The organism is Paenibacillus sp. FSL R5-0810, from assembly GCF_038002285.1.
In the GTDB taxonomy this organism is placed as follows: Bacteria; Bacillota; Bacilli; order Paenibacillales; family Paenibacillaceae; genus Paenibacillus_AQ; species Paenibacillus_AQ lactis.
The window spans coordinates 3,016,012-3,041,534 of record NZ_JBBOCF010000001.1 but is presented as its reverse complement, the minus strand read 5'-3'; the positions used below and the strand labels follow the sequence as shown (position 1 = coordinate 3,041,534).

The window sequence follows — 25,523 nt, the reverse complement described above, 5'->3', positions numbered from 1 at the left end:
GACAACTTAATCGTTAAGATAACACTTGGGGAATCTGCCAGATCTAGGATCAGGCAGATTTTTCAATTTTCTGATTTATGGATTTTTTTGACCACTGGTTGTATAATCGATAAGCATATACCTATTTTATGAGGGGGATAACGCAAGATGAAGAAACACAAGAAACTGCTGCTTCTCATGACACTGATTCTTGCCTTCAGTTCAGTGTTGGCCGCATGCGGAGCTGACAAGAATGATCAAAGTGCCAACAGCGGAACAGGGAACAAGCCGAAAGAACAAGTCTTTCGCATGAACCTTGCCTCCGACCCTCCGACATTGGATCCAGGATTGTCCCAGGACAATACATCGAATACGGTTATCAACGCTGTGTTTGAAGGTCTGGTTCGCAAAGGTGCCGACGGCACGGAAGAACCTGGCGTAGCGGAAAAATGGGACATCTCCGAAGATGGCCTCAAATATGTTTTCACCCTTCGCAAGGACGCCAAATGGAGCAACGGCGATCCGGTAACGGCCAAGGATTTCGAATTCGCGTGGAAGCGCGTGCTCGATCCTAACTTTACTCCTGCATCCCCTTACGCTTACCAGCTGTACTACATCAAGAACGCTGAAGCGTATAACAAAGGAGAAATGAAAGACGCTAACGAAGTCGGTGTAAAAGCAACCGATGACTACACGCTGGAAGTAACGCTGGAGAACCCGACGCCATACTTCCTGAGCCTCATGTCCTTCCAAACGTATTTCCCGGTTCATAAATCCGTTGAAGGCAACGCTTCTTGGGCGACGAAACCGGATACGTTGATCGGGAATGGTCCGTTCAAAGTTTCACAAATGACGAAGGGCCAAAAGATCGAGCTTGTGAAGAACGACCAGTATTGGGACAAAGCTTCCATCAAGCTTGAGAAAGTACAAATGAGCATCGTTAACAGCTCTGCGACCGAGCTTGCAAGCTACCGTAACGACGAGCTGGATTATGCCGGACATCCGACAGGAAACATTCCGACAGACCAGCTGAATGCGGTGAAGAAAGAGCTTGGCGATGAGCTTGTGATCAAGGGGATCGCCTCGACGTACTTCTATATCTTCAATACAACGGAAGAACCGTTTGATAACGTAAACATTCGTAAAGCCTTTGCGATGGCAATCGACCGCAAGGCGATCGTAGAGAAAATTACGCAAGGCGGACAGCTCCCGGCTTACGGCTTCGTTCCTCCGGGCATTAAAGGCGAGAAGGATGAATACCGTAAAGAAGTTCCGGACAACTACTTCAATGAGAATCTGGAAGAAGCGAAGAAGCTGCTCGAACAAGGCATGAAGGAAAAAGGCTATACGACTTTGCCGGAGGTTACGCTGATCCACAACTCCGATGACAACCACAAGAAGATTGCGCTGGCCATCGCGGATATGTGGAAGAACAACCTTGGCGTAACGGTTAAGGTTCAAAACCAAGAGTGGGGCGTATTCTTGAAGAACCGCACGGATCTCAACTACCAAATTGCACGTTCCGGATGGGGAGCCGACTACAACGACCCGATGACCTATATCGACATGTGGACATCGACCGGCGGCAACAACGATACCGGCTTCAAGAGCGAGGAGTATGACAAGCTTGTCAAGGAAGCGTATGCTACCAGCGACAATGCGAAGCGCATGGAATTGATGTCTCAAGCGGAGAAGATTCTCGTTCAGGACAACCAGGTTGTTATGCCGATCTACTACTACTCTAGCGTTTCCCTGGTTAAACCTTGGGTGAAGAACCTCCATCTTGATTATAAAGGCGATATCGATTTCACACGTGCGTATATCGAGTAGTCTTCTGTAATTCCTTTATAAAAGTGCATGTTCAAAAAGTCGGTTTAAAAGGCGACTTTTTGAACAACCTCTAAAAGGTTGCAGTTCGGGATATATATGTGGGGCTTCTAACACCTCATATATATCCCGATTTTTTGTATGAGCGCCCGGTTACCAAATCCTGTGTCCCTTGGTGAAACTTATTGGATGCTCATTTGATTAGGGGAGACTACAATGAAATAGACGGCTTGGTATAGAACAACAGGAGCAGGAGGACGACAAGAATGCTGAGGTATGTGGCGAGTAAGTTTTTTTACATGCTTGTATCCTTGTTCATACTGATCTCAGCCACTTTTTTTCTTATGAAGGCCATACCGGGAGATCCGTTTATGGGAGAGAAAAAACCATCGCCTGAAATCTTGGCGAGGCTGATGGAGCAGTATGATTTGGATAAACCGGTTTTTCAACAATACACGAAATATTTAGGTAATATCATTCAAGGTGATTTCGGTTTGTCTATGAAGCATCAGGGGCAATCGGTCACCGATATTATAGTAGATACGTTCGGACCTTCGCTTCGGTTGGGTCTGATCGCGATTGTCGTCTCCGTAATCGTCGGTGTACTGCTGGGGATGCTGGCAGCTCTTTATCACCGGAAGCTGATTGACAATCTAGCGATGATTATCTCGGTTCTCGGGATCGCGGTTCCGAGCTTCGTCCTGGCATCCATGCTGCAGTTCGTATTGGCGGAGAAAGCCGGCCTGTTCAATGTCATGGGCTTTGACGGTCCGCTCGATTATGTCCTGCCTGTCATGGCTTTGTCCGCACAGCCGATCGCGTTTATCGCCCGTTTGACACGCTCCAGCATGCTGGAAGTGCTTCATTCGGATTATATCAAGACAGCAAAAGCCAAAGGACTTAACTGGTTTGCAATCATGTTCCGCCATGTCATCCGCAACGGCATCCTGCCGGTGGTTACGTATGTCGGTCCAATGACTGCCAATATCATTACCGGTTCTGTCGTTATCGAGCAAATTTTTGGTATCGGCGGCATCGGCAAGCAGTTTGTGGAGAGCATTACGAACCGTGACTATACGGTGATCATGGGGATTACGATTTTCTACGGCATCCTGCTGATGCTGGCGCGTTTCGTTACAGACATCGTATACGTATTTGTGGATCCGCGCATTAAACTATCCGGCGGGAAGGAGGGATAAACATGGCGACAGAACAGGGAATGCCTCATCCGGCCGCTCAGCAATTAACGCCTGAAGACTTCCGGAAGATCGGTCCGGATGAGAAGCAGTCCGAAGTCATCCAGCGGGAAAGCTTGTCTTCCTGGCGGGATTCCTGGGAACGATTGCGCAAGAATAAGCTTGCGATGACGGGCCTCGTTGTCATGATCCTGATTGTCATCATGGCGATCATCGGACCGATGATTTCGAATTATGACTATGAAACCAATGATTTGATGAATACGAACGCTCCGCCTTCCGCCGAGCATTGGTTCGGTACGGACGATCTGGGCCGCGACGTGTTTGTCCGCACCTGGATGGGAGCTCGCATATCTTTGACGGTTGGCCTTGCGGCGGCAGCCATTGACCTGATGATCGGCGTTATTTACGGCGGCATTATGGGTTACTTCGGCGGGCGCGTCGACGAATTCATGAATAAATTTGCAGAAATTCTGTATTCCATTCCTTATTTGCTGGTAACGATTTTGCTTCTGGTCGTGTTTGAGCCGAGTCTTGGGACGATCATACTTGCCTTGACGATTACAGGATGGATCAACATGTCCTGGATCGTGCGAGGCGAAATTATGCAGCTGAAAAACAGGGAATTCGTGCTGGCTTCCCGGTCGATGGGCGCAAGCGCGCCGCGGCTGTTGTTCCGGCATTTGATTCCGAATGCGATGGGACCGATCATCGTTACATTGACGTTGTCGGTGCCGAGCGCGATTTTCTCCGAAGCGTTCCTGAGCTTCTTGGGTCTTGGCGTACAAGCGCCTGTCGCTTCGTGGGGCTCCATGATTAACGACGCTCTGTCGGGATGGATGTACTATCCTTGGCGGATGCTGTTCCCGGCTCTGTTTATCAGCTTGACAATGCTTGCATTCAACATTTTCGGTGACGGTTTGCGCGATGCGCTGGATCCGAAATTGAAAAAATAGGAGGTGGGAAGGTATGGAACCGATCTTGCAGGTTAAAGACCTCAACGTATCGTTTCGTGTCCGAGGCGGCGAGGTAAAGGCTGTGCGCGGCGTGAATTTTGAAGTCGGCAAGGGGGAGACGGTTGCCATCGTTGGTGAGTCCGGCAGCGGTAAAAGCGTTACCGCCCAGACCATTATGCGTTTGATTCCGTCGCCGCCCTCAGAGATCAAAAAAGGAGAGGTCATTTTCCAAGGACAGGACCTTCTCAAAAAAACGAATAAACAGATGGAAGCGATCCGCGGCAAGGATATCGGGATGATCTTCCAGGATCCGATGACCTCGCTGAATCCGACCATTAAAATCGGCAAGCAGATAACCGAGGTGCTCGTGAAGCATCAGCGCATGTCGTTCTCCGAAGCGAAGAAGCAGGCGATCGAAATGCTGAAGCTCGTCGGCATCAAGAATGCCGAGGAACGGTTTGATCAATACCCGCATGAATTTTCGGGCGGCATGCGTCAACGTGCGATGATCGCGATCGCGCTTGCCTGCAAGCCGACGCTGCTTATTGCGGACGAACCGACAACGGCGCTGGACGTGACGATCCAAGCTCAAATCATGGATGTCATGAAAGAAATGCAGCAGCGTCTCGGCACGTCGATTATTCTGATCACCCATGACCTTGGGGTCGTGGCCGGCATGTGCGATCGCGTGATCGTTATGTATGCGGGCGAAGTGGTAGAGACCGGAACGAAATGGGAGATCTTTAAAAATCCCCAGCACCCCTACACGAAAGGTCTGCTTCGTTCCATGCCGCGCCTGGATCAGAAGAAGGACGAGCCGCTCATTCCGATCATCGGAACGCCGCCGGATCTGATCAAGCCGCCTGTCGGCTGTCCGTTCTGCGCCCGCTGCGATGAGGCGATGAAGATTTGCGAACGGATCGACCCGGGAGCGACGGAATTCAGCGACACGCATATGGCGCGCTGCTGGAATTTGCATCCGATGGCGAAGGAGGCGCAAAGCTCATGAAGGATAACCATCTGATTGAAGTGAAAGGCCTCAAGAAATACTTTAATGTCGGCGGAGGCAATGTACTCAAGGCGGTCGACAACCTGAACTTCTATATCCGCGAAGGCGAAACGCTCGGCATGGTCGGGGAATCCGGCTGCGGCAAATCAACGGCGGGTCGGACGATCCTGCGTTTGTACGAGCCGACGGCAGGCAGCGTTAACTTTAATGGTACGGACATTTACAAGCTGTCGCCGAAGAAAATGAAGGCGATGCGGCGCGATATGCAGATGATCTTCCAGGATCCGTATGCATCGCTGAATCCGAGATTTACGGTTTCGGATATTATCGGTGAAGCGCTGGATATTCACGGCATGGCCGGAAGCCGCGCAGAGCGCAAGAAGCGGATTGAGGAGCTGCTTGACATGGTCGGCCTGAACAGCGATCATGCAACGCGTTATCCCCACGAGTTCTCGGGCGGTCAGCGGCAGCGGATCGGCATTGCGCGCGCGCTTGCGGTCAATCCGAAATTCATCATATGCGACGAGCCGATCTCGGCGCTCGACGTATCCATTCAGGCTCAGGTGGTCAACCTGCTGAAGGATTTGCAGAACCGTCTCGGATTGACGTACCTCTTCATCGCTCACGACCTGTCGATGGTCAAGCATATCAGCGACCGCGTAGCGGTGATGTATCTTGGGAAAATGGTCGAGCTGGCGGACAGTGAAGAGCTGTACGCCAACCCGATCCATCCTTACACCAAAACGCTGCTGTCCGCCATTCCGATTCCGGATCCGGAAATCGAGGCGAACAAAACGCGTCTTAAAATGGAAAATGACATGCAGGGACCGATTTCGGCCGCCAAAGGAGAGGACGGAACGGTTCAGCTGGATGTGGATGATACCGAACTGGTCGAGGTATCCAAGGGCCATTGGGTTGCCAAGGCTTACGCATAATTCGGCCTTGACAAGTAGAAATAGCCGCAGGCAATCATGCCGGCGGCTATTCTTTTCCTTTGACGCACAATACCAACATTCGGTACAATCAAGAAAGGTTTTATTAGGTTAGAATAAATGATCGTACACATATTGGATATTTTGGCGACGAAAGAATAGGAGGCGACCTCATGAATATCGTTCCGGAACCATTACACCTCGCCTCGCGTCTTGCTCAGGACTATATTCACCGTTTCGATCAAGTCAGCGGATTATACGGTGGAGATTACCGCAGCGAGCGAAGTTTTGCCGAGCGGGCAGCATGGCTGGACCTTTCGGAAGACAAGCGCACGCCGCGCAAGGCGCTGGTCAGTTGTCTTCGGGCATATAATAAGAAGCACAATAATCATCCTGCAGTACATACGTCGCTGGATTCACTGGAGCAGCAGGGTACGCTGGTGATGGTCGGCGGGCAGCAAAGCGGGTTGTTTACAGGTCCGCTGCTCGTTGTATACAAGGCCATCACGATCATCCAGTCTGCCCGGGAAGCACAGCGGCGGCTCAACCGGCCGGTGGTGCCTGTATTTTGGATCGCTGGGGAAGATCATGATTGGGACGAGGTGAATCACACGTATTTCTTGTCCCCGGATCAGAGCCTTGCCAAGGTGAAGCTGGATCCGAAGGATGCACTGAGAACCTCTGTCAGCTATACGAAAGTAGACCGTGCGGATTGGGACGGGCTGCTGAACGAGCTGCAGCAGCAGCTGCTTGACAGCGAACACAAGGGCGAGTTGTTGAGGCTGGTCAGCGAATCGGTCCAGGATGCACCCTGTTTAAGCGATGCTTTTGCAAGGCTGCTCGGCGGGATGTTCGGCAAATACGGATTGATTTTACTCGATTCCGCCGACCCTGCGCTGCGGGAGCTGGAGGTTCCCGTGTTCGAAGCGATGATCAAGCGTAATGAAGATGTATGCCGCTCCTACCAGGCTGCGGCTAAAGAAATCGCCGGACGGGGCTATGAAGTTCAGGCGGAGGTCGCGGAGAATGGGGCGAATCTCTTCTACGTGCATGAAGGCAGACGGCTTCTGCTGTTCCGCGAGGGGGATGTCTACACGGACCGGAAGGGCCTCGTATCCTTTACACGGCAGGAGCTTCTCGACGAGCTGCATAAGCATCCGGCCCGGTTCAGCAACAATGTGCTGACCCGTCCGATCATGCAGGACTCACTGCTCCCCGTACTCGGAACCATTCTCGGCCCAGGCGAGATTTCGTATTGGGCGATCACCCGCGACGCTTTTGCCGATCTGGGATTGCGAATGCCGCTGATCATCCCGAGAATGTCCTTTACGCTTCTGGACGGGACCGTTCATAAATACATGGATAAGTATGAGCTGACCTTCCAGGACGTGCTGCTCAATCTAGCGGAGAAGCGGGATGCGTGGCTGGCTGGCCAAGACAAGCTGAATTTGGATGAACGGTTTGCCCAAACGAAGGCCGCGTTTGAGACGCTGTACCAGCCTTTGATAGAAGATCTTGGTAAAATGCAGGCGGGGCTGTTAAAATTAGGGGAAACGAACCGCGAGAAAATCTTGGAGCAGATGGATTTCCTGCTCAGCAGATCAAAAAGCGCATTGGCCCAGCAGCATGAAGCAGCTTTGGCGCAGTGGAAGCGGATCGAAGTGTCGCTTCTGCCTGAGGGCAGCCCGCAGGAAAGGGTGTACAACATCGTAGAATACATGAACCGCTACGGGCTGAATCTGGTGGACCGCCTGATGGAAATCCCGTATGAAGGTTCGGGCACCCATCGTGTCGTATTCATATAATAAGCCGGTATGCATTAAACAGACCATAGGAGGTTAGTTGTATGAGCTCATCTGCATTACAGAACAGCAGCATCGCCGACGTCAAGTTGGCGCCGGAGGGTCATTTGAAGATTGACTGGGTGAAGGCGCACATGCCGGTACTGAACCGGGTGCGGGAGCAGTTCGAACGGGAGCTTCCGTTCAAAGGCTTGAAGGTCGCCATCTCCTTGCATCTGGAAGCGAAGACCGCCTATCTTGCAAAAGTCATTCAGGCCGGGGGAGCCGAAGTGACCATCACCGGCAGCAACCCGCTGTCCACACAGGACGATGTATGCGCGGCTTTGGTGGAGGACGGCATTACCGTGTTCGCGAAATATAATCCCGATCCGGAAGAATATAAACAGCATCTCATCTCGACATTGGAGACGAGACCCGATCTCATTATTGATGACGGCGGCGATCTCGTTACGATTTTGCATGCTGAGCGCACAGACCTGCTTGAAGGGGTTCGCGGCGGGGCGGAAGAAACAACGACCGGCATTCTGCGACTAAAGTCCCTGGAGAAAGAAGGGGCGCTAAAATTCCCGATGGTGGCCGTCAATGATGCATACTGCAAATATTTATTCGATAACCGCTACGGTACGGGCCAATCCGTATGGGACGGCATTAATCGGACGACGAATCTGGTCGTGGCTGGAAAAACAGTGGTTGTCGTCGGCTACGGCTGGTGCGGCAAAGGGGTTGCGATGCGGGCCAAAGGTCTTGGTGCCAATGTCATTGTTACCGAGGTGGATGCGATTAAAGCGGTTGAAGCCTATATGGACGGCTTCCGGGTGATGCCGATGCGCGAAGCGGCGAAGCTGGGGGATTTCTTCGTTACCGTAACCGGCAACCGCGACGTAATCAGCGGCGAGGACTTCGATGTTATGAAGGACGGAGCCATCCTATCGAATGCGGGACATTTCGATGTGGAGGTCAACAAGCCGGATTTGGCCGAGCGCGCCCAGTCGGTTCGCACCGTTCGCCGCAATATTGAGGAATATCATCTGAAAGACGGACGCAAAATTTACTTGCTGGCCGAAGGCCGCCTCGTCAATCTGGCAGCGGGCGACGGCCATCCGGCTGAAATTATGGATATGACCTTTGCGCTTCAGGCGCTGTCTCTGAAGTATGTAAATGAACAATATCAGCAGATCGGTACGCGGGTGCTGAACGTTCCTTATGAGTTGGATGAGCAAGTGGCACTTTATAAGCTGGAAAGTCTAGGCATTCAAATCGACAGCTTGAGCGCTGAGCAGAAAGCTTACTTGGATAGCTGGGCCCAGCATTAAACCTATACGGCACCTTAACACTTGAGAACCTCCTTCCATTCCCGGCAGGGATTTGGAAGGAGGTTTTTTGGTGCGGTCATCTTGAGAGAAATAACCAAAAAAACAAAATCCCGCTTGAAGGAATTTGATTCTTGACGCCGAATCTATTATCCTAAAGTGGTGGAAAGTGGTGCAAAGTGGGGAAACGGGGTTAAGGGGTGGAATGCCTGATGTTTATGGGGGAGTTTCAGCATAGCATTGATGACAAGGGAAGAATCATCATCCCCGCTAAATTTCGGGAGCTCTTAGGCGCCTCGTTTGTTGTTACCCGCGGATTGGACCAATGCCTATTTGTATACCCCAGAGAAGAATGGTCCATTATGGAGCAGAAGCTCAAATCCCTGCCGCTCATGAAGTCGGATGCCCGCGCATTCACCCGGTTTTTCTTTTCCGGGGCAACCGAATGCGAATGGGATAAACAGGGAAGGGTAAATTTGCCGGGCAATTTGCGCGAGTTCGCCAAGCTGGAGAAGGAGTGCGTCGTTATCGGCGTATCCAACCGCGTGGAGATCTGGAGCAAGGAGCAGTGGCAGAAGTACTACGAGCAGTCGGAGGAGACATTCAACGACATCGCCGAGAAGCTGGTCGATTTTGATTTCGATCTTTAAACGGCTTGCAGTAGTACTTGACGATTGAGCAGCAAATGTAAACGACTAGAATGTTGAATTCAGACACAATGGAGGGCTGCAGCTTTGTTCCATCACATCACGGTGCTTAAGCAAGAAGCGACAGAAGGGCTGCGCATCAAACCAGATGGTATATACGTTGACTGTACGCTTGGAGGCGCGGGGCATAGCTCGCTCATTGCTTCCCAGCTAAGTTCGAAAGGCCGGTTGATCGCATTGGATCAGGACGATTGGGCATTGAATAATGCCCGGGAAGTAATGAAGCCTTACGCAGACCGGATTACGCTCGTCAAGACGAATTTTCGGGATCTGGAGGAGGTGCTCCGGAGCGAAACGACGCCAGGCGGGAACGAACAGCCGCAAGTTGACGGTATACTCTTTGATTTGGGCGTGTCTTCTCCCCAATTCGATGAGGGAGAGAGAGGGTTCAGCTACAATCACGATGCGCCGCTGGATATGCGGATGGATCAATCCGCCGAGCTGACCGCTGCAACGATCGTCAACGAGTGGCCGGAGCAGGAGATTTCGCGAATTCTACACGAATACGGCGAGGAGAAGTTTTCACGCCGCATCGCCAAGGTCATTGCGGAAAGAAGGGCACAGCGACCTATTCAGACAACCGGGGAGCTTGTCGAATTAATTAAGGAAGGAATTCCGGCAGCAGCAAGACGTACGGGCGGCCATCCGGCGAAGCGCAGCTTTCAGGCGTTCCGGATTGCGGTCAATGATGAGCTTGGCGCATTCCAGGATGCGCTGCACCAGGCGGTGAGATGCCTTGCCCCGGGGGGGAGAGTGTCCGTGATCACGTTCCATTCGCTGGAAGACCGGATATGTAAGCAGATTTTCAATTCGTATATTCCTAAATGCACTTGCCCTCCGGATTTTCCAATGTGCGTATGCGGAGGCGGCCAGGGGGATTTGAAGCTGGTGAACCGCAAGCCGATCATACCGTCGGCGGAGGAAATCGAGGGCAACCCGAGAGCAAGATCGGCGAAGCTGCGAATTGCAGAAAAGCAGTAGCACACATTATACCTGAAGAAGGAGAATCGCCATGGCATACACACGCGGTAATTTGGCTGTACAGGAGAGACAGAAGGAAACGCAGTCCGCCTATCTCGAGAAGACGAAAGTCATCAAACGCCGTTCCCAGTTACCCCAGAAAGAAAAGCTTCTGTATTTGTTGTCCGTGGTGCTCATGGTTGTCGTCATGGGCGTGGTCGGCATGAGCCATGTTCATTCCTATGACCTGAATCGGCAGATCCATGTAACGGAGAATAAGATTGAAAAAGGGAAACGGACGGTCACACAGCTTCAAGTCGAGAAGCAGACGCTGGAGATGCAAATTTTGGAGAAGGCAAAAGAGCTTGGTTACGTGCCCATTGATGAAACAGACGCCATTCATTTGTCACCGGTTTCCGGACAATCCGGAACAGAGGCTTCGAAATCCGGACAAAATGATTAAAGTGTGAGGTTACGCCAATGGTTAAAAAAATCAAACTGCGCACCGTGCTAATAGGGGGATGTATAACCCTCTTTTTTGCTTTATTAACTGGTCGGGTGTTCTGGCTGCAGGTCATCGACAACGATTTCTGGAAGGCTGAAGCGATGAAGCGCTGGTCCCGCTCGCAGGATCTCCCTGCATCCCGGGGGACGATCATGGACCGGGACGGCGATATTCTGGCCATGGATGCGCCAGCCTATACCGTGGTCGTCAATCCGAAGGTCATTCAGGCGAACGGCCTGGAGGAGGATGTCGTTAAGGGGCTGCATGACATTCTCGGCAAGGATGAGGACGAGCTTCGGGAAATGGTCCGGGCCAAGAACGATAAGGGAGAATATCTGCAGGGGCGCGAGGTCCGCAGCGAGGGCTGGAAGATCGACGAGGAGACCAAGGACAAGGTTGAAGAGCTGAAGAAGAGCCTGGAGCAGAGGCTAAAGAAAGACGGTAAGATCCCCGATTCGGGCATCGACCTCCGGCTGGAACAGAAGCGCTACTATCCGAAAGATTCGCTGGCAGCGCATGTCGTTGGATATACGGATCTCCAGGGAGAAGCGATTGGCGGCATTGAGGCCTTTTACGACGACTACCTGCGGGGAAAGGACGGGTTTGCCTCCTACAAGAGCGACAAGAAGGGCGTCAAGCTGCCGAGCCAGGATGATTTATACCAGCCTGCCATAAATGGGAAAAATTTATTGCTGACGATCGATGATACAATCCAGTATTATATCGAGGACGCGATGCGAGAAACGTTTGACAAATACAAGCCGATCAGCATGACGGTGATCGCGGCGGATCCGAAGACCGGAGAAATCCTCGGCATGGCGAACCTGCCGACCTATAATCCCAATACATACTGGGAATCGGAATACAAGAACTTTTACAATCATGCGGTAAGATCGCGGTACGAGCCGGGATCGACCTTCAAGATCGTCACCTTGGCCAGCGCCATCCAGGAGAAGCTGTTCAACCCGAATGCAGCCTACCAGTCGGGCACCCTCCGGATCGGGAACCGAACCCACAGAGACATACGTCCTGAGGGTTGGGGGACGATAACCTATCTCGAAGGCGTGAAGCGGTCGAGTAACGTGGCCTTTGTCAAGCTGGGGTACGAAATGCTTGGCAAGGAGGGGCTCACCAACTATATCAAGCAATTCGGCTTTGCGGAAAAGACCGGTATCGACCTTCCGGGCGAAACGTCCAGTATCCTGAACATGACTTACGATCCGGATATCGCCTCCATGACCTACGGCTATGCCGTTTCGGTGTCGCCGATCCAGCAAATTGCGGCCATCTCGGCCGTTGCGAACGGCGGCAAGCTGATGAAGCCGCATTTGGTGAAGGAGATCGAGGATCCGAACACCGGCAAGACCAAGAAAATCGAGCCAAAAATGGTCCGCCAGGTCATCTCGCCCGAGTCAGCCAGGGAAACCGGCAAATATCTCGAGCAGGTCGTTGCCGACGCTGACAAAGGTACAGGGCACGCGGCATATATCGACGGTTACCGGGTAGCGGGGAAGACGGGTACTGCCGTCAAATCCAGCGGCGGCTATAAGGATACGACCAAACAGGTTGTTTCCTTTATCGGTTACGCGCCGGTGGAGGATCCGAAGATCGCTGTGCTGGTCATCATTGACGAACCGAATGAGGAGAAAGGCGGAGGCGCGCTCGCGGCACCGATCTTCAAAGAGATCGTATCCAAGACGCTGACTTACTGGGGCGTTCCGAAGTCGAATGCCGAAGATAAGGGGAAATCGAAAGAGACCGTACTTCCCGACGGGTCCTATGAAGCTCCGAAAATGACGGGCATGAAGGTAAGCGAAGCGAAGGCGAAGCTGCTTGAGGAGGGCGTTGTATTCGAGACGCTCGGCAGCGGAAGCACCGTAAAGAAGCAGTTTCCGGAGCCCGGCACGCCGATCAGCGGCGCGCAGCGCATCTATCTCTTGACCGAGGATGAAGCGACGATGTCAGTTCCGAATTTGCAGGGCGAGTCACTTCGCGATGCGATGGAGGTCCTGACCTTGATGCGGGTCAAGGTCATGGTCCAGGGCGAAGGCTACGTTACCAAGCAAATGGAAACGAGTGAGAACGGCCAGCGGACCGTGCATCTGACACTGACGCCTGCCGAGGATAAGTCGGAGGCAAGCGACAGCGAAACCGGAGCTGAAATCGAAAACGAAACCGAAAACGAAGCTGAATCCGGAACCGCAACTCAAGAAGAGAAGGCAACCGATGCCGCCGACCAGGCGGCGGGAAGCGAAGAGGACAAGGAATAGCTTGTTCTATCCCCGGTTTGTCCCGAATACTCATGTGATGAAGGCATTTCATGAGCTTTCGGGTTCAAACGGGGAGGGAAGCTTAAGGTGAAAGTATCCAAGGTATCACAGCGGCGCCGTCTGCTCTGGAGCCTGCTGCTGCTGCTCCTGCTGTTCTCGGCATTGATCGTCAGGCTGGGGTATGTCCAAATCGGAAAGGGCGCGGAGCTGTCAGCGAAAGCAGAGGAGCTGTGGCGCCGGGCCATTCCGTTTTCGGCGAAGCGGGGCGAGATTCTCGATAGAAACGGCACCGCGCTTGTAACCAACATCACGACGCCGACCATATGGGCCATTCCGGCGCAGATCCAAAACCCCGATGAAACAGCCAAGACGCTCTCCGGGATGTTGGGGGTAGGCGAAGCCGATGTGAAGAAGGCCATTACCAAACGGAAATCCATGGTGGAACAAATCAAACCCGGAGGGCGTAAAATTACGATGGAGCTGGCGCAGGAAATTCGTGATTTGAAGCTGCCGGGTATCGTTGTTGCCGAAGACAACAAGCGTTATTATCCATACGGCGATCTTGCCGCACATATTCTGGGATTTGCGGGAATTGACAATCAGGGACTTACCGGCTTGGAAGCGAAGCATGACGATAAGCTGAAAGGGTTCAACGGGAATATCTCGTACCTGTCGGATGCGGGGGGCAGGCTGATGCCGGGCTCCACCGAGACGTATAAGGAACCGCGTAACGGCTTGAATCTGGAGCTGACGATCGATAAATCGATTCAGTCCATTATGGAACGGGAGCTTGATCAGGCGATGGTGAAATACCAGGCCAATGGGGCTTGGTCCATCGCCATGAATCCGAAGACGGGCGAGATTTTGGCCATGGCCAGCCGTCCGAGCTACTCGCCAGCGAATTATCAGGAATTCTCCCCCGAGACGTACAATCGGAATCTTCCGATCTGGATGACGTACGAGCCGGGGTCGACCTTCAAGATCATCACGCTGGCCGCAGCGCTGGAAGAGGGGAAGGTGGATCTGAAACATGATCATTTCTTTGATTCAGGCGCAGTCGAAGTTGGGGGCGCTCGCCTCCGCTGCTGGAAGCGGGGCGGACATGGCAGCCAGACCTATTTGGAAGTCGTCCAGAACTCCTGCAACCCGGGCTTTGTGGCACTCGGCCAGAAGCTCGGCAAGGAAAGCCTGTTCCAATATATCCGCGATTTCGGCTTCGGCTCGAAGACGGGGATCGATTTGAACGGGGAGGAGAACGGCATCCTGTTCAAGCTGGACAACGTCGGGCCCGTTGAGCTTGCGACGACGGCCTTCGGCCAGGGGGTCTCGGTGACTCCGATCCAGCAGGTGGCCGCAGTATCTGCCGCCATTAACGGAGGCAAGCTCTACAAACCTTATGTGGCCAAGGCATGGATCCATCCGGAAACCGGCGAGGTGGTGGAGGAAGTGAAGCCGCAGATGGTGAGGCAGGTCATCTCGGAAGAGACGTCCAAGCAGGTCCGCGAAGCGCTGGAAAGCGTCGTGGCCAAAGGAACCGGACGGCCTGCCTTCATCGACGGCTACCGCGTCGGCGGGAAGACCGGGACGGCCCAGAAGGTCGTGAACGGACGTTATTCCTCCACCGAGCATATCGTATCCTTTATCGGCTTCGCGCCGGCGGACGATCCTGAGATCGTTGTGTATACCGCGGTCGACAATCCGAAGGGAATTCAATTCGGGGGCGTGGTTGCGGCTCCGATCGTGCAGAACATCTTGGAGGATGCGCTGCACTATATGAATATTCCGCCGCGGAAGGATCAGCTTCCCCGCGATTACAAATATGGGGAAGTGCCGACCGTAACCGTGCCGGATCTGGTTGGAGCGACGGTTCAGGAGCTCTACGAGGACTTGAACATGAACTTTAACCTGGCCAAGTCGGGGACCGGCAACACGGTCATTTCCCAGGCGCCGAAGCCGGGAAGCCGAGTGGAGCGGGGATCCACGATCCGTATCTACATGGGCGAGGCTCCGGACGAAGCGAAACACGAACATTAAGCCGTATCATCCGGATAGACGCCGTGCCGGATGATACGGATATATAGAGAGAGGGATATCCATGAAATTGAACGAATTATCATCCGTGCTGGCAGCCGCCGTGATCGACGGTGCCGGTGACGTTGAAATTACCGGAATCCAAGTTGATTCTCGGGAAGTAAAGCCGGGCGATCTGTTTATATGCCTTCCGGGTCATACCGTGGACGGCCATGACTTTGCCGCCCAGGCTGCCGAGCGGGGCGCAGTTGCCCTGGTCGTGGAGCGGAAGCTTGACATCCACCTTCCCCAGATCATCGTAAAGGACAGCCGGTTCGCGATGGCCCGGCTTGCTAATGCGTTCTTCAATCAGCCTAGCTCGCGGATGAAGATCATCGGCGTGACAGGAACGAACGGCAAGACAACGACCACCTATTTGATCGAGAAAATCATGAACGATCATGGTTTAAAGACCGGATTGATCGGAACCATTCAGATGCGATACGCCGGCAAGTCGTTCCCAATGCCGCGCACGACGCCTGAAGCGCTGGAGCTTCAGCGGAACCTGAACGAGATGGCCGAAGCAGGCATGCAGTGCTGCGTGATGGAGGTTTCCTCCCATGCGCTGGAGCAGGGACGCGTCAAGGGCACGGATTTCCGCACCGCGATATTTACGAACCTGACGCAGGATCATCTTGACTATCATCATACGATGGAAGAATACCGGGCGGCCAAAGGGTTATTTTTCTCCCGCCTTGGCAACGCTTTTCCCAAGGACGAACAGTCCCGCAAATATGCGGTCCTGAATGCCGATGACGAGGCTTCCGCATATTTTGCCAAGCAGACGGCTGCGGAAGTCATCTATTACGGCCTCGGCGAGCAGGCGGATGTGCGGGCCAGCAACATCGCGATTACGGCGCAGGGCACGTCGTTCCATGTGGATACCTTCCGAGGAAGCACGGATATATCCATCAAGATGGTAGGGAAGTTCAATGTATATAACGCGATGGCTGCCATTGCTGCAGCGCTGCTTGAAGGCGTTCCGCTTGAGGACATTAAGAGCAGCCTGGAATCCGTTCCAGGTGTCGACGGCCGGGTTGAGGTTGTCGATGAGGGCCAGCCGTATGCGGTGATCGTCGATTATGCGCATACGCCCGACGGGCTCGAAAACGTGCTGCGGACGGTCAATGAATTTGCGGAAGGACGGGTGCTGACCGTGTTTGGCTGCGGCGGCGACCGTGACCGCACCAAACGGCCGATCATGGGTAAGATCGCTGCCAAATACAGCGATATCGTGCTTGTTACTTCGGATAATCCGCGAACCGAGGACCCGGGAGCGATCCTTAAGGATATTGAGGCGGGATTGGTTGAGGACGGCGTGTCCGAAGACCGCTACAAGCTCATTGTCGACCGCCGCGAAGCCATTCAAAAGGCTATTGAAATGGCAAGCCCGGGCGATGTAGTATTGATTGCGGGGAAAGGTCATGAGACCTACCAGCTGATTGCGGGCGAAGTGCTTGATTTTGACGACCGCATCGTAGCCAAAGACGCGATAAGGGGCAGACAATAGTGATCCATAAATCATTGCGGAGCATTGCCGACATGTGCGGCGGTACGCTCTCACGAAACCAAGACGACGATATTGTAATTCAAGGAGTCGCAACCGACTCCCGCACGATACAGCCGGGCAATCTGTTTGTTCCGATTGTCGGCGAAAAATTCGACGGACATCAATTCGAGGCGGCTGTGCTTGCAGCCGGCGCCGGCGCGCTGCTATGGCAGCGGGATCATGGGCCGGTCCCTGACGGTCCTGTCATCCTTGTGGATGACACGCTGTCGGCTCTCCAGAAACTTGCAGCCGCTTATTTGGCAGAGAGCCGCGCCAAGGTGGTCGGCATCACTGGCAGCAACGGCAAGACAACCGTGAAGGACATGGTGACCGCGCTCCTCGAAACCCGTTACAAAGTTCATAAGACGCAGGGCAATTATAACAATCATATCGGTCTTCCGTTAACGGTGCTTGCGATGAAGGAAGATACGGATATCGCGGTGCTCGAGATGGGGATGAGCGGCCGGCATGAGATTGAGCTGCTCTCTTCGATTGCGCGCCCGGATATCGCGGTTATCACGAATATCGGCGAAGCGCATTTGCTTCAGCTCGGCTCGCGGGAAGAGATTGCCCGGGCCAAGCTTGAAATCGTGAGCGGCATGAAGCCCGGCGGATTGCTGGTATACCATGGTGATGAGCCGCTGATCGATCAGGTGCTGCAGGAGCCGGGAACGGTCAAGCCGGCGTCCATGAACACCTTTACGTTCGGCAGCCGGGACACCAATGACGCTTATCCGACAGGCATGATGTTTCACGCCCGCGGCATTGTGTTCACCTCGAACCGGTATGAGGGCGAGGGCTTCAGCCTTCCGCTGCTCGGACGCCATAATGTCATCAACGCTCTGGCTGCCATGGCGGTAGCGACCCATCTGGGCGTCAGCGACGAGGAGATTCGCCGCGGCTTCGCCGGTCTCAAGCTGACGAGCATGCGGATCGAGGCGATTGAGACGAACCATGGGGTGACGGTGCTGAACGATGCCTACAATTCCAGCCCGACGGCCGCGAAGGCTGCGATCGATGTGCTGGGCGACATGAAGGGATACCGGTGCCGCATTGCCGTTCTTGGGGACATGCTTGAACTTGGGCAGCGCGAGCGGGAATTCCACGAAGAGATCGGACGCTACCTTTCGCCGGATCAAGTGGAGCTCGTATTGACCTACGGTCCATTGTCTCAGCACACGGCGGAGGCGGCAAAGGCGAATTACCCGGACGGGGCTGTTCTTGCGTTCACGGACAAGGAACAGCTTATAACGGAGCTGCTGAAGCGGGTGACCGAGAAGGACATCGTATTGGTGAAGGCTTCGCGGGGAATGAAGCTGGAGCATGTGGTCGATGCGCTTAAAGCCCTGCCTGGCGGCAACAACGGAGTGAGGGGGTGAGCTTATGGACTTTCAGCTGCTGTTATTGACCATCGGTGTAGCGTTTATACTGGCTGTCATTTCGGCCCCGCTGCTGATTCCGCTGCTTCGCAGGTTGAAGTTCGGACAGCAAGTGCGAAACGACGGTCCTCAAAGCCACCTCAAAAAAGCAGGTACGCCGACAATGGGCGGCGTCGTCATTCTGCTTGCGTTCACGCTGACGTTTATCAAGTTTTCGCCGGTCGATACCGACTTTTATGTGCTTCTAGTGGCAACATTGGGCTTTGGCCTGATCGGATTTCTGGATGATTATACTAAAATCGTATTCCGCCGATCGTTGGGACTGACCCCTCGGCAGAAGCTGTTCGGACAGCTTCTGTTCTCGGGGATCATGTGCTGGCTGCTCATTTCCAACGGACACAGCACGGCGATCGGGGTACCGGGGATGAACTGGTCATTCGACTGGGGGCCGTGGTTCTATTATCCGTTCATCGTTCTGATGATGATGGCCATCAGCAACGCGGTCAATTTCACGGACGGTGTGGACGGACTGTTATCCGGCGTCAGTGCGATTGCTTTCGGAGCCTATGCCATTGTGGCGATCCAGTCGACTTCGTTCGCGGCGGCCTTCTGCGCGGCGGCGATGATCGGCGCGGTGCTCGGGTTTCTGGTGTTTAACGCGCATCCGGCCAAGGTGTTCATGGGAGATACAGGCTCGCTGGGGATCGGGGGCGCGATCGCAGCCATCGCCATCGTGACGAAAAGCGAGCTGTTGTTCCTTATCCTCGGAGGCGTATTCGTCATCGAGATGCTTTCCGTCGTGCTCCAGGTCATCTCGTTCAAAACAAGAGGCAAACGCATCTTCAAGATGAGCCCGATCCACCATCACTTTGAGCTGTCCGGATGGTCGGAGTGGCGCGTCGTCATCACATTTTGGGCCGTGGGACTGGTATTGGCGGGACTCGGGCTCTATATCAACAAGGGGTTGTAGCATATGAAGCATCCAGATGAATACCGGGGAAAGACCGTCGTTGTACTCGGACTTGCCAGAAGCGGCGTCCAAGTAGCCAAAGTACTGCATAAAGCCGGGGCGGAGGTCACGGTGAATGATCGAAAAGAAAGAGAGCAGTGTCCCGAAGCGTCGGAGCTCGAAGCTTTGGGCATTTCTGTTATTTGCGGGGGGCATCCGGATGACTTGATTCATCCCGGCGTGGCGCTCCTCGTCAAAAATCCCGGCATTCCTTATTCCGTTCCTCCTGTTCAGAAGGCAATGGAGCTGGGAGTTCCGGTCGTAACCGAGGTAGAGGTCGCCTATCATATTTGTGCAGCGCCGATGATCGGTATCACCGGCTCCAACGGCAAGACAACGACGACGACCTGGGTCGGTCAGCTGCTGGAGGACGCCGGTCTGTCCCCGATCGTTGCGGGCAATATCGGCACACCGCTGTCGGAGGCCGCCCAGGAGGCGAATCCGGACAATTGGATGGTCGTGGAGCTCAGCAGCTTCCAGCTCAAAGGAATCGAGGATTTCCGGCCGCGCATCGCCGCGCTGCTGAATATAGCTGAAACGCATCTTGACTATCATGGCGGGATGGACGATTATATCGCATCCAAAGCCAAGCTGTTCGCGAATCAGACGGCGGACGATACCGCTGTGCTCAATTGGGATGATCCCGTGTGCAGGAGCCTCGTCCCGTATATCAAGGCCCGCATTTTGCCATTCTCGATGAACGAAGTCCTTCGTGAAGGTGTTTACGTGATGCCGCCATACGGGGCTGAGGGTCAAATGCCGGGCGGCGAGGAGCCGGAGAGGACTGTCGTCTATACGGACGACAAAGGCTTTACGCATGAGATCATCCGTGTGGAGAACATCGGATTGCCCGGCAGATTCAATGTCGGGAACGCGCTCGCGGCTTCGGCAATCGCAATTACGGCCGGCGTGAGTCCGGATAGACTCGAGCCGGTATTGTCCAGCTTCCGCGGCGTAGAGCATCGGCTTGAATTCGTTGACGAGCGGGACGGCATTGCCTATTACAATAACTCCAAGGCGACAAACTCCAAAGCAACCAACATGGCGCTAACCTCGTTCAAGGAGCCCATCGTGCTCATTGCAGGCGGTCTTGACCGCGGCTCGGATTACGAGGAGCTCGTGCCTTCTCTTAGAGAGCGGGTGAAGGCTGTCGTCCTCCTAGGCCAGACGAAGGAGAAAATCGCGGCTGCGGCGGAAAAAGCCGGGTTAAAGCAAATTATCCTCGTCGATAATGGAAAGGACGCCGCCGATACATTGACTATGGCTGTCCAGGAGGCGGCCCGGCTTGCCGAGCCCGGCGATATTGTTCTTCTGTCGCCGGCATGCGCCAGCTGGGACATGTTCCCTTCCTTTGAAGTCAGAGGACGCATTTTTAAAGAGGCGGTGCATAACCTTTAAGTAGGGGGGTGGATAAGCCCCTACTAAGGATGTACGAGGTGGCCTTTCCATGAACAAGAACCGCCAGGCGCCCGATCTGTGGCTGCTTATATGCATTTTGGCCCTGCTGGCCATCGGGATCGTAATGGTATACAGCGCAGGCTCCGTGCTCGCCTTCCATGATTACGGCGATAAGTTTTATTTTGTGAAACGGCAGGCGTTTTTTGCTTGCCTCGGGCTTGCGGCCATGTATTTCACTTCCAAAATCGACTATAAAGTATGGATGAAATACAGCAAGCTGGTGCTGCTCGTCTGCTTCTTCCTGCTCGTTATCGTTCTGATCCCGGGGATCGGGGTCGTTCGGGGCGGCGCGAGAAGCTGGCTCGGCATCAGCTCGTTCGGCATTCAGCCTTCCGAGTTTATGAAACTAGGGATGATTCTGTTTCTATCTCGGTGGCTCAGCAAACAAGACTATGATATTACTTCATTCAGCAAGGGACTGCTCCCGCCGCTAGGTTTGATCGGCCTTGCTTTCGGATTGATCATGCTGCAGCCGGATCTCGGCACCGGCGCGGTTATGCTCGGGGCTGCCATGATGATCGTGTTCACGGCCGGTGCGCGAATGAAGCATCTGGGATTTCTTGCTTTAGGCGGTGTCGCGGGCTTTGCCGGACTAATCCTTACGGCTCCGTACCGGTTGAAGCGGATTACGGGCTTTCTCGATCCATGGTCGGATCCGCTCGGGACCGGCTACCAGATCATTCAGTCGCTGTATGCAATCGGCCCCGGCGGCCTTGGCGGCCTCGGTCTTGGCATGAGCCGCCAGAAATATGCTTATGTGCCTGAACCGCAAACCGACTTTATCTTTTCCATTTTGGCCGAAGAGCTCGGCTTCATTGGCGGGCTGATCGTGCTGCTGTTGTTCGCGGCTTTGGTATGGCGAGGCATGAGGGTCGCCATGACGGTTCCGGACGGCTTCGGCAGCCTGCTCTCCGTAGGGATTGTCGGAATGGTCGCGATTCAGGTTGTCATTAATATCGGCGTTGTCATCGGAATGATGCCGGTAACCGGCATTACGCTGCCGCTGATCAGCTACGGAGGAAGCTCGTTGACACTGATGCTGACCGCGCTCGGCATTCTATTAAATATTTCCCGTTATGCGAGGTGAACAGTATGCGTGTCGTATTAACAGGCGGCGGGACGGGTGGGCATATCTACCCGGCTGTCGCCATTGCAAGGCAATGTGAATTGGAAGATCCAAAGACGGAATTTTTATATATCGGCGGGGAGCGGGGCCTGGAAAGCAAGCTGGTGCCCCAGGAGAAGCTCCCGTTTGAAAGCATTGATATTACGGGCTTTCGGCGCAAGCTGTCGTTTGAAAATGTGAAAACGATCATGCGCTTTTTCAAAGGCGTCCATCGATCGAAAGCGCTGCTATCGCAGTTTAAGCCCGATGTTGTGATCGGCACCGGCGGCTACGTATGCGGACCGGTCGTATACGCAGCTGCAAAATTAGGGATTCCGACCATGATCCATGAGCAGAATGCGATTCCCGGGCTGACGAATCAGTTTTTGAGCCGCTACGCGGATACGGTAGCGGTGAGCTTCGAGGGCTCCGAAAAGGCCTTCCCCAAAGCTAAAAGAGCGGTGTATACAGGGAATCCACGCGCGACGACGGTCCAATCCGCCAATCGTGAGCGTGGATTTGCTTCGCTTGGCATCCCGATGGACAGTCAGGTCGTTCTGATCGTCGGCGGAAGCCGGGGGGCCAAGGCGATCAATGATGCCATGATCGGCATGGCCTCTCATATCGGCCGTCTGCCAGGTATTCATTTTGTGTTCGTAACGGGCGATACTTATTTTGAGCGCACGCGCGAGGAGATACGCAGCCGCCTCGGCACGATGCCGAACCATCTTCATATCATGCCTTATGTTCATAACATGCCGGAAGTGCTTGCTGCAACTTCCCTGATTGTAAACCGTGCCGGAGCTTCCTTTCTGGCCGAAATCACTTCGCTCGGCATTCCTTCGGTCCTCATACCGTCACCCAATGTGACCAACAATCATCAGGAGGCCAATGCCAGACAATTGGAGGATGCAGGCGCGTCGAGGATGATCCTTGAGAAGGACCTTACCGCGGAAACTTTGTTTGGGCGGCTTGAGGAAATCATGACAAGCCCCGATGTCGTGAAGTCGATGTCCGAGGCTTCCCGAAAGCTCGGGAAACCGGATTCCGCTGCCGTCATTGTGGAGGAAATCCGCCGGCTTACCGGCAAACGCTAAATCGGCTGGGCGATTGTCACACACCTATGGAGCCTGACATAAGATACTCTATAATCGTGACACACCCATGAGGCCGGCATTACAGACAGCGGCCATCTTCCCGCCAGTTTCGGGGGAATGGCCTTTTGTTTTGAAAGTCAAGGGAGGTTTATTTACAATGCAGCAGTGGAAATCGCTACTATCTGAAGCCAATGTCGGAGCCGTCTTATGGAATGAACCGCTGGCCAAATACACAACTTGGAAAATAGGCGGACCAGCCGATTGCCTAGTTGTTCCCGAGAATAAAGAGCAGCTCGCTGAGCTGGTCGCCCTTCTCCATGCCCATCGCATTCCTTGGACACAACTGGGACGCGGCTCGAACATGCTGGTATCCGATAAGGGCATTCGGGGAGCGGTGATCAAGCTGGGTCAGGGCTTCGAGGAGTTTCGTTTCGAGGGGGAGACGGTGACGGCAGGCGGCGGCCTGTCGCTCGTCAAGCTCAGTGTTCTGGCCGGGAAACAAGGATTATCGGGTCTTGAATTCGCCGGAGGCATCCCAGGATCGGTCGGAGGGGCCGTTTACATGAATGCAGGCGCTCACGGGTCTGATGTGTCACGCATATTTAAGTCCGCTGACATTGTACTGGAAACAGGGGAATTGGTTACGTATGCTACCAAAGATATGGCGTTCGATTACCGGCACTCCATTCTGCACGAACGAAAAGGGATTGTGACGGAAGCGGTATTTGAGCTCCAGTATGGGGACCGCAAAGAAATTTCAGCTCGGATGGCTTCCTATAAGGACCGCCGCCGGCGCACGCAGCCGCTCCAATCGGCAACGGCAGGCAGTGTATTTCGCAACCCGCCCGGCGACCATGCCGCGAGGTTGATCGAAGAAGCGGGTCTTAAGGGGCTGCGGATCGGAGGGGCGGAAATTTCGTTGCAGCATGCCAATTTCATCGAAAACACCGGTCAAGCGACAGCAGAGGACGTGCTCGCCTTGATTGAGCATATCAAGGAGACCATTGCGAAGAAGAACGGAATTCATATGGTACCCGAGGTGTATGTTCTAGGCGAGCGGTAAACTCGGAGGTGATACATTGGACAAATTGGTGATTGAGGGTGGAAGGCCCCTATCAGGAACCATACGTATCCATGGTGCGAAAAATGCAGCTTTGCCTATTTTGGCCGCAAGTCTGCTTGCAGAGGGGACCGTGAAATTAAGCAACGTCCCGCATCTGCTGGACATTGAAGTGATGCTCAGCATTCTCAGCCGTCTCGGTTCCAAATGCAAGCACGAGCTGGAGACGGTTACCGTGGATACCTCGTCTGCCAATTCGTTTCATGTCCCGGAAGATTTAATGAAGCAGATGCGATCCTCCATCTTCTTGATGGGACCTCTGCTGGCCCGTTTCGGTGAAGTTACCATTTATCAGCCAGGCGGCTGCGCGATCGGGGAGCGGAAGATCGACCTTCACCTGCAAGGGCTCCAGGCGCTGGGTGCGCAAATCGAGGAAAGCAGCGATAAAATCCATTGCAGAGCCAGCCGGTTGGTCGGAACGGATATTCACCTGGATTTTGCCAGCGTCGGAGCAACCGAGAATATCATGATGGCAGCGGCAACGGCGCACGGCACAACGGTCATTTCGAATGCCGCAAGGGAACCGGAAATTCAGGATCTTCAGCATTTTCTGAACAAAATGGGTGCTAACATCATCGGAGCGGGAACCGATACCATTACGATCCACGGCGTGGAGCGCCTGACGCCTTGCGAATACGAGATTATTCCCGACCGGATCGTGGCGGGAACCGTTATGATCGCCGCTGCCGTCACCCGGGGGAGCGTAACGCTGACGAAGACGAATCCGTCCCATCTGACCTCCCTTATGCATGTGCTGAAGCGCGCCGGTGTTCAAACCAGTGTATGCAATGATATAATAAACATAAGCTGCATGAGCCGTCCAAAAGCGGTGGAACGAATCGTGACTTCGCCGTACCCTTCCTTTCCTACCGACCTGCAGTCCCAGGTGATGGTGCTGCTGTCTGTAGCGGATGGTTTCAGCGTGATGAAAGAAACGGTATTTGAAGGACGATTTAAGCATGTGGAGGAGCTTTCCCGGATGGGAGCCGATATCTCCACGGATATGAACTATGCCTTTATACGCGGTGTTCAGCGAATTTATGGAGCGACCGTAGAGGCAACCGACCTGCGGGCAGGTGCGGCTCTAGTCATCGCCGGATTGGCTGCGCAGGGGACGACGGTGGTTGAGCAAGTGCACCACATCGACCGCGGTTATGATCGGATTGAAAACATGTTCCAAGGCTTGGGAGCGCGTATTTACCGCCAGACTTCCGTACCGAAGCCGCTTGATTTAGCCAATTGAGGTCCTGGTCATCCCCTCCTTGCGGAGGGGGTGGCAGGTC

The 25,523-nt window shown here is 54.0% G+C and carries 20 protein-coding genes; all 20 read left to right on the top strand.

Going from position 1 to position 25,523, the window contains the following annotated elements; genetic code table 11:
• Positions 1-147 precede the first annotated feature (147 nt).
• On the top strand, positions 148-1,809 hold the full coding sequence (locus MKX76_RS13830; RefSeq protein WP_007129451.1) for a peptide ABC transporter substrate-binding protein: 1,662 nt from the start codon (positions 148-150) through the stop codon (positions 1,807-1,809).
• Between the two features lie 263 nt (positions 1,810-2,072).
• Positions 2,073-3,005 (top strand): ABC transporter permease, encoded by a 933-nt coding sequence (locus MKX76_RS13825; RefSeq protein WP_007129452.1) that lies wholly within the window; start codon positions 2,073-2,075, stop codon positions 3,003-3,005.
• A 2-nt stretch (positions 3,006-3,007) separates the two neighbouring features.
• Entirely contained in the window at positions 3,008-3,958 is a 951-nt protein-coding gene (locus MKX76_RS13820; RefSeq protein ID WP_007129453.1) for an ABC transporter permease, read from the top strand.
• Between the two features lie 13 nt (positions 3,959-3,971).
• Positions 3,972-4,967, top strand: coding sequence for an ABC transporter ATP-binding protein (locus MKX76_RS13815; protein ID WP_007129454.1), 996 nt, complete (start codon positions 3,972-3,974; stop codon positions 4,965-4,967).
• Positions 4,964-5,902, top strand: a complete 939-nt coding sequence (locus MKX76_RS13810) for an ABC transporter ATP-binding protein (protein ID WP_007129455.1) — start codon at positions 4,964-4,966, stop codon at positions 5,900-5,902. Before MKX76_RS13815 ends, MKX76_RS13810 begins: the two co-directional genes overlap by 4 nt.
• A 170-nt stretch (positions 5,903-6,072) precedes the next feature.
• Positions 6,073-7,704, top strand: a complete 1,632-nt coding sequence (gene bshC, locus MKX76_RS13805; protein ID WP_341033981.1) for a bacillithiol biosynthesis cysteine-adding enzyme BshC — start codon at positions 6,073-6,075, stop codon at positions 7,702-7,704.
• A 41-nt stretch (positions 7,705-7,745) separates the two neighbouring features.
• Positions 7,746-9,014, top strand: coding sequence for an adenosylhomocysteinase (locus MKX76_RS13800; protein ID WP_144878354.1), 1,269 nt, complete (start codon positions 7,746-7,748; stop codon positions 9,012-9,014).
• A 209-nt stretch (positions 9,015-9,223) separates the two neighbouring features.
• Positions 9,224-9,661 (top strand): division/cell wall cluster transcriptional repressor MraZ, encoded by a 438-nt coding sequence (gene mraZ / locus MKX76_RS13795; protein WP_007129458.1) that lies wholly within the window; start codon positions 9,224-9,226, stop codon positions 9,659-9,661.
• Positions 9,662-9,745: 84 nt separating this feature from the next.
• On the top strand, positions 9,746-10,699 hold the full coding sequence (rsmH, locus tag MKX76_RS13790) for a 16S rRNA (cytosine(1402)-N(4))-methyltransferase RsmH (protein WP_007129459.1): 954 nt from the start codon (positions 9,746-9,748) through the stop codon (positions 10,697-10,699).
• 31 nt (positions 10,700-10,730) lie between these two features.
• Positions 10,731-11,141: a cell division protein FtsL gene (locus tag MKX76_RS13785; RefSeq protein ID WP_341033980.1), complete on the top strand. Its 411-nt coding sequence runs from the start codon at positions 10,731-10,733 to the stop codon at positions 11,139-11,141.
• A 17-nt stretch (positions 11,142-11,158) separates the two neighbouring features.
• On the top strand, positions 11,159-13,453 hold the full coding sequence (locus MKX76_RS13780) for a penicillin-binding transpeptidase domain-containing protein (RefSeq protein ID WP_341033979.1): 2,295 nt from the start codon (positions 11,159-11,161) through the stop codon (positions 13,451-13,453).
• An 87-nt stretch (positions 13,454-13,540) separates the two neighbouring features.
• Positions 13,541-15,487 carry a stage V sporulation protein D gene (locus tag MKX76_RS13775; RefSeq protein ID WP_007129462.1) on the top strand — a complete coding sequence of 649 codons (1,947 nt, stop codon included), beginning with the start codon at positions 13,541-13,543 and terminating at the stop codon, positions 15,485-15,487.
• Positions 15,488-15,548: 61 nt separating this feature from the next.
• On the top strand, positions 15,549-17,033 hold the full coding sequence (locus MKX76_RS13770) for a UDP-N-acetylmuramoyl-L-alanyl-D-glutamate--2,6-diaminopimelate ligase (protein WP_341033978.1): 1,485 nt from the start codon (positions 15,549-15,551) through the stop codon (positions 17,031-17,033).
• Entirely contained in the window at positions 17,033-18,451 is a 1,419-nt protein-coding gene (locus MKX76_RS13765; RefSeq protein ID WP_341033977.1) for a UDP-N-acetylmuramoyl-tripeptide--D-alanyl-D-alanine ligase, read from the top strand. Before MKX76_RS13770 ends, MKX76_RS13765 begins: the two co-directional genes overlap by 1 nt.
• 4 nt (positions 18,452-18,455) lie before the next feature.
• On the top strand, positions 18,456-19,421 hold the full coding sequence (gene mraY, locus MKX76_RS13760; protein WP_341033975.1) for a phospho-N-acetylmuramoyl-pentapeptide-transferase: 966 nt from the start codon (positions 18,456-18,458) through the stop codon (positions 19,419-19,421).
• A 3-nt stretch (positions 19,422-19,424) separates the two neighbouring features.
• A complete protein-coding gene (gene murD / locus MKX76_RS13755; RefSeq protein ID WP_341033974.1) occupies positions 19,425-20,858 on the top strand; it encodes a UDP-N-acetylmuramoyl-L-alanine--D-glutamate ligase in 1,434 nt (477 codons plus the stop codon).
• A gap of 49 nt (positions 20,859-20,907) precedes the next feature.
• Positions 20,908-22,005: a stage V sporulation protein E gene (gene spoVE, locus MKX76_RS13750; protein WP_028406602.1), complete on the top strand. Its 1,098-nt coding sequence runs from the start codon at positions 20,908-20,910 to the stop codon at positions 22,003-22,005.
• Between the two features lie 5 nt (positions 22,006-22,010).
• Positions 22,011-23,120 carry an undecaprenyldiphospho-muramoylpentapeptide beta-N-acetylglucosaminyltransferase gene (murG, locus tag MKX76_RS13745; RefSeq protein ID WP_341033973.1) on the top strand — a complete coding sequence of 370 codons (1,110 nt, stop codon included), beginning with the start codon at positions 22,011-22,013 and terminating at the stop codon, positions 23,118-23,120.
• Positions 23,121-23,277: 157 nt separating this feature from the next.
• Entirely contained in the window at positions 23,278-24,183 is a 906-nt protein-coding gene (gene murB, locus MKX76_RS13740) for a UDP-N-acetylmuramate dehydrogenase (RefSeq protein ID WP_007129469.1), read from the top strand.
• Between the two features lie 16 nt (positions 24,184-24,199).
• Positions 24,200-25,483 carry a UDP-N-acetylglucosamine 1-carboxyvinyltransferase gene (murA, locus tag MKX76_RS13735; RefSeq protein WP_007129470.1) on the top strand — a complete coding sequence of 428 codons (1,284 nt, stop codon included), beginning with the start codon at positions 24,200-24,202 and terminating at the stop codon, positions 25,481-25,483.
• Positions 25,484-25,523 lie beyond the last annotated feature (40 nt).

Excerpts from the sequence above, each read along its gene's own strand:
- MKX76_RS13780 (WP_341033979.1), top strand. The coding sequence starts at position 11,159 with ATGGTTAAAAAAATCAAACTGCGCACCGTGCTAATAGGGGGATGTATA.
- MKX76_RS13770 (WP_341033978.1), top strand. The coding sequence starts at position 15,549 with ATGAAATTGAACGAATTATCATCCGTGCTGGCAGCCGCCGTGATCGAC.
- murB (WP_007129469.1), top strand. The coding sequence starts at position 23,278 with ATGCAGCAGTGGAAATCGCTACTATCTGAAGCCAATGTCGGAGCCGTC.
- MKX76_RS13800 (WP_144878354.1), top strand. The coding sequence starts at position 7,746 with ATGAGCTCATCTGCATTACAGAACAGCAGCATCGCCGACGTCAAGTTG.
- mraY (WP_341033975.1), top strand. The coding sequence starts at position 18,456 with ATGGACTTTCAGCTGCTGTTATTGACCATCGGTGTAGCGTTTATACTG.
- mraZ (WP_007129458.1), top strand. The coding sequence starts at position 9,224 with ATGTTTATGGGGGAGTTTCAGCATAGCATTGATGACAAGGGAAGAATC.
- MKX76_RS13815 (WP_007129454.1), top strand. The coding sequence starts at position 3,972 with ATGGAACCGATCTTGCAGGTTAAAGACCTCAACGTATCGTTTCGTGTC.
- murD (WP_341033974.1), top strand. The coding sequence starts at position 19,425 with ATGAAGCATCCAGATGAATACCGGGGAAAGACCGTCGTTGTACTCGGA.
- MKX76_RS13785 (WP_341033980.1), top strand. The coding sequence starts at position 10,731 with ATGGCATACACACGCGGTAATTTGGCTGTACAGGAGAGACAGAAGGAA.
- bshC (WP_341033981.1), top strand. The coding sequence starts at position 6,073 with ATGAATATCGTTCCGGAACCATTACACCTCGCCTCGCGTCTTGCTCAG.
- MKX76_RS13830 (WP_007129451.1), top strand. The coding sequence starts at position 148 with ATGAAGAAACACAAGAAACTGCTGCTTCTCATGACACTGATTCTTGCC.
- MKX76_RS13810 (WP_007129455.1), top strand. The coding sequence starts at position 4,964 with ATGAAGGATAACCATCTGATTGAAGTGAAAGGCCTCAAGAAATACTTT.
- spoVE (WP_028406602.1), top strand. The coding sequence starts at position 20,908 with ATGAACAAGAACCGCCAGGCGCCCGATCTGTGGCTGCTTATATGCATT.
- MKX76_RS13820 (WP_007129453.1), top strand. The coding sequence starts at position 3,008 with ATGGCGACAGAACAGGGAATGCCTCATCCGGCCGCTCAGCAATTAACG.
- MKX76_RS13825 (WP_007129452.1), top strand. The coding sequence starts at position 2,073 with ATGCTGAGGTATGTGGCGAGTAAGTTTTTTTACATGCTTGTATCCTTG.
- murG (WP_341033973.1), top strand. The coding sequence starts at position 22,011 with ATGCGTGTCGTATTAACAGGCGGCGGGACGGGTGGGCATATCTACCCG.